Origin of the sequence: Mesotoga sp. HF07.pep.5.2.highcov (genome assembly GCF_003666285.1) — a bacterium.
Taxonomy (GTDB): domain Bacteria; phylum Thermotogota; class Thermotogae; order Petrotogales; family Kosmotogaceae; genus Mesotoga; species Mesotoga prima.
Map to the genome: position 1 here is coordinate 1 of NZ_JFHJ01000110.1, position 3,321 is coordinate 3,321.

At 45.8% G+C, this 3,321-nt stretch carries 4 protein-coding genes and 1 pseudogene; all 5 read left to right on the plus strand.

Features of this window, described 5'->3' with window-relative positions:
- Positions 1 to 249: pseudogene (locus tag BG32_RS01835) on the plus strand (ABC transporter ATP-binding protein); the annotation flags it as partial.
- A gap of 23 nt (positions 250 to 272) precedes the next feature.
- A complete protein-coding gene (locus BG32_RS01840) occupies positions 273 to 1,232 on the plus strand; it encodes a 1-phosphofructokinase family hexose kinase (RefSeq protein WP_014730910.1) in 960 nt (319 codons plus the stop codon).
- Positions 1,233 to 1,237: 5 nt separating this feature from the next.
- Positions 1,238 to 1,690, plus strand: a complete 453-nt coding sequence (locus BG32_RS01845; protein WP_014730911.1) for an HPP family protein — start codon at positions 1,238 to 1,240, stop codon at positions 1,688 to 1,690.
- On the plus strand, positions 1,687 to 2,964 hold the full coding sequence (mtaB, locus tag BG32_RS01850; protein WP_006486577.1) for a tRNA (N(6)-L-threonylcarbamoyladenosine(37)-C(2))-methylthiotransferase MtaB: 1,278 nt from the start codon (positions 1,687 to 1,689) through the stop codon (positions 2,962 to 2,964). The genes BG32_RS01845 and mtaB overlap by 4 nt, the downstream gene beginning before the upstream one ends.
- The coding region (locus tag BG32_RS01855) for an aminotransferase class IV (protein ID WP_183084264.1) at positions 2,930 to 3,321 on the plus strand (392 nt) is incomplete at its 3' end. The genes mtaB and BG32_RS01855, both read left to right, overlap by 35 nt.

Consider the following 3,321-nt stretch of genomic DNA (forward strand, 5'->3'; position numbering starts at 1 on the left):
CTCGTATTCTCCACCCTCATACGACACCCGGAGATAATCATTCTCGACAACATTTTAGACCACCTAGATGACGACGCCTGTACTGAAGTGAAAAACGTTCTTTTGGATACAAGGAACGGTGTGACAATGATAATCTCTTCAAGGTTTGTTTTGAGGCTTCTAGACATTTCCGATTTGTTGATTGTTCTTAAAAATGGTAAAATTTCATATGTCGGAAGTCCCGAAGTTTTCGTTTTGAACAACCGATAATTTCTCCCCATCGGAGGTGAACCGTGGACGTTCTTACCGTTACGCTTAATCCTGCACTGGACAGGGAGATCATTGTTGAAAATTTCAAGATTAACGAGTTCCACAGGGTGAAGAATCCCAGCTACTCGGTAATGGACCCAGGCGGTAAGGGCATAAACGTATCGGTTATTCTCTCCGGTCTCGGAGTCCGGAACGTTGCCATGGGATTTCTGGGTGGATACATAGGAAAAGTCGTTGAAGAGAGACTGCGTTTGATCAGTGATCTGATCACAACCGCCTTTGTCCATGTAGAAGAAGAGACCAGGGAAAACATAGCAATCGTCGATCCGCTTGGCGAGACTATAACAGAGATTAACTCATCCGGACCTCTGATCAAGTCTGATGATTTGAGGATGTTCATTCGAAGATTCGAGGTCGCTCTTTCAAGGGCGAAGCATGTAGTCGTCTCGGGCAGTATTCCGAGAGGCGTAGACAACGACATCTGTAAGACTCTGTGCAAGAAAGTCGCTGACTCGGGCAAGATTTCCTTTGCAGAAGGAATCGGGCCGGCATTCGAAATAGCTGTGGAGGCTGGAGTTATCACCGTTGCCAGACCTGATTTGAGAAGCAGGAAACTGTTATTCGGCGAGACCATGGTAGAACTCGAAGATTACGTCAGGACCGCGAAGAAGATTATTGAAAGCGGTTCCCGATTGGCGATACTTTCTTATGCTATTGAAGGCGACGTCATAGCCACGAGAGACGGAATATGGTTGTTCAAAACCAAGGGCCACATAGACAGGTCTCACCTTTTGGGAACCGGAGATGCCTTCATGGCAGGAGTAGTACATTCCATGATAGAAAACGAGAACGATTGCTTTCTGGCGGCGAAGAGGGGAATGGCTGCCGCCGTTGCGGAAGCCGAATATATAGGTAAGGAACTTATCTCACTTGAGGATATCGAGCGACATCTTGATTCCTTCGATATCCGAAAGCTGGAGTGATCTCTATGAAAGTAAAAGAAGCTATGATAAGAGACGTATCGGCAATCTTCGAAGATGAGACGATCGAGGATTTCATTGTATTCTGCTTGAGACAGAATAAATCAGGATTACCGGTGGTAGATGAGGAGTTCAAGGTTGTGGGATTCTTGAGCGAAAGCGACGTTATCAAAAGCGCTCTCCCAAGTTACTTCAGCCTTCTTCAATCGGCATCGTTCATTCCCGATACTCACCAGTTCGTTATCCGGCTCGGCAAGATAAAGGATGATCACGTTTCTCAACACATGGTCAAACCTCCTGTTCTTATAAAGCCCGACGATACGGTTATATACGCAGCCGACCTTCTGATCAAGAACGGGCTTAAAATCATGCCCGTCGTAGACGATGAAGGAAAGCTAGTGGGAATAGTAAACAGGATTTATCTTATACACGTAGCGACTCAAGGCAAGATCAATAGATGAAGCAAAAGGTTTCAATCTATACGTTTGGCTGCAAAATGAACCAATACGAATCCCAGGCAATGGCCGAGATGCTGCACGATTACCAAGTGGGCTTTTCACAGGACAAGGCAGATCTCTTCATTGTGAATTCGTGTACAGTAACCTCCGAAGCAGAACGAAAACTCAGGCAGCTTTTCAGGAGGTTGAAGGGACTTAATCCCAACTCAAAAATCATAATAACCGGTTGCTACTCACAGCTTTCTCCTAATGAGTTAAGAGAACTTGGAGCTGATGAAGTAATCGGAGTCAGAGAAAAAAAGGCAATACACAAGTATGTATCTCGTCAGCTTAATCGCCCCGACGGAGTTGCACCAAGTGAATTTCTAACCGTCACTTCAAGCATTGAAGGAAGAACGAGGGCCTTCCTAGGGATTGAGGACGGCTGCCTGAATTGCTGCTCTTATTGTAGAGTGAGGCTCGCAAGGGGAAGCAAGATTATTAGTAAACCAATAGATCTGGTGAAGAGGGAGTTTGAAGGATTGGTTTCCAGAGGTTACAGAGAGATCGTTTTGACCGGAATCAATATTGGGTACTATGGCTTCGATCTCGATTCCTCGCTGGTGAAACTGCTCATCGAGCTCGATAAGCTCGAAGGAGAATGGAGAATCCGGCTAGGTTCCCTGGACCCGGATAGAGTGGACGGTGAGCTCCTTCATTTAATCACTACTTCTCGGAGGATGGCGAGACACCTGCATCTCTCTCTTCAAAGCGGTTCAGATAGAATACTAAGAGCGATGAGACGGAAGTACACTGTAGATGAGTACCTAAGAGCAGTAGATAGGGCCAGATCGGTCGATACAAGATTCGCATTCACCACAGATCTTATAGCTGGATTCCCAGGTGAGAATGACTCAGACCATAAAGAGAGTCTGAAAGTCGTTGAACAGGTTGAATTCTTGAAGGTGCACGTCTTCCGTTTTTCGAGGAGACCGGGAACGGAAGCAGCGGAGATGAAGGATCAGATAGATTCAGGCACGAAGAAAGCTAGATCGCACGAGCTAATCGAGGCTGGAAAGAGATCAAGGAAAAAGTATCTCGAGAGACAAATCGGGAGAAAGGCAAGTGTTTTGATCCAAAAGACAGGCCATACAGAAAGCAGCGGATTCGATGAGTTCTATGCGCCTCATGCAATTGAAGGGGCACACGAAGGCTTTGTGAATACAACGATAATTTCTATTGAGAGTCAAAGGGAGGGTTCCGATGCTGAACTATATTGCCGATCAGTGGTGCGATGAACAGTCTTCGCTCGTAAGTGTTCTCTATCCGGGCGTAATGAACAGCGAGTCGGTCTATGAAGTAGTTCGAACGTACAACGGATTGCCTTTTGCATTCAGAAAGCATTTTGAGAGACTTAAGCAGTCGGCTGCTCTGATGGGGCTGGAAGTTCCATTTAGCTGCAACGAACTCAACTCAATAATCATGGAGGGGCTGGAAAAAAACAAGGGATTTCAGACCCATGATTTCAGAATTCGAATCTCCCTTATCAGTGATGGAGCACGAAGTATACCAGCGATTATTTTCAGTGACCTTCCTTCACCATCTAAAGACATCTACGAACTGGGCGTAAAGATCTCAATCTCACCTTTTTTGAA

What these genes read in the sequence shown, in the direction of transcription:
- mtaB (WP_006486577.1), top strand. Translation starts at nt 1,687, where the DNA reads ATGAAGCAAAAGGTTTCAATCTATACGTTTGGCTGCAAAATGAACCAA.
- BG32_RS01845 (WP_014730911.1), top strand. Translation starts at nt 1,238, where the DNA reads ATGAAAGTAAAAGAAGCTATGATAAGAGACGTATCGGCAATCTTCGAA.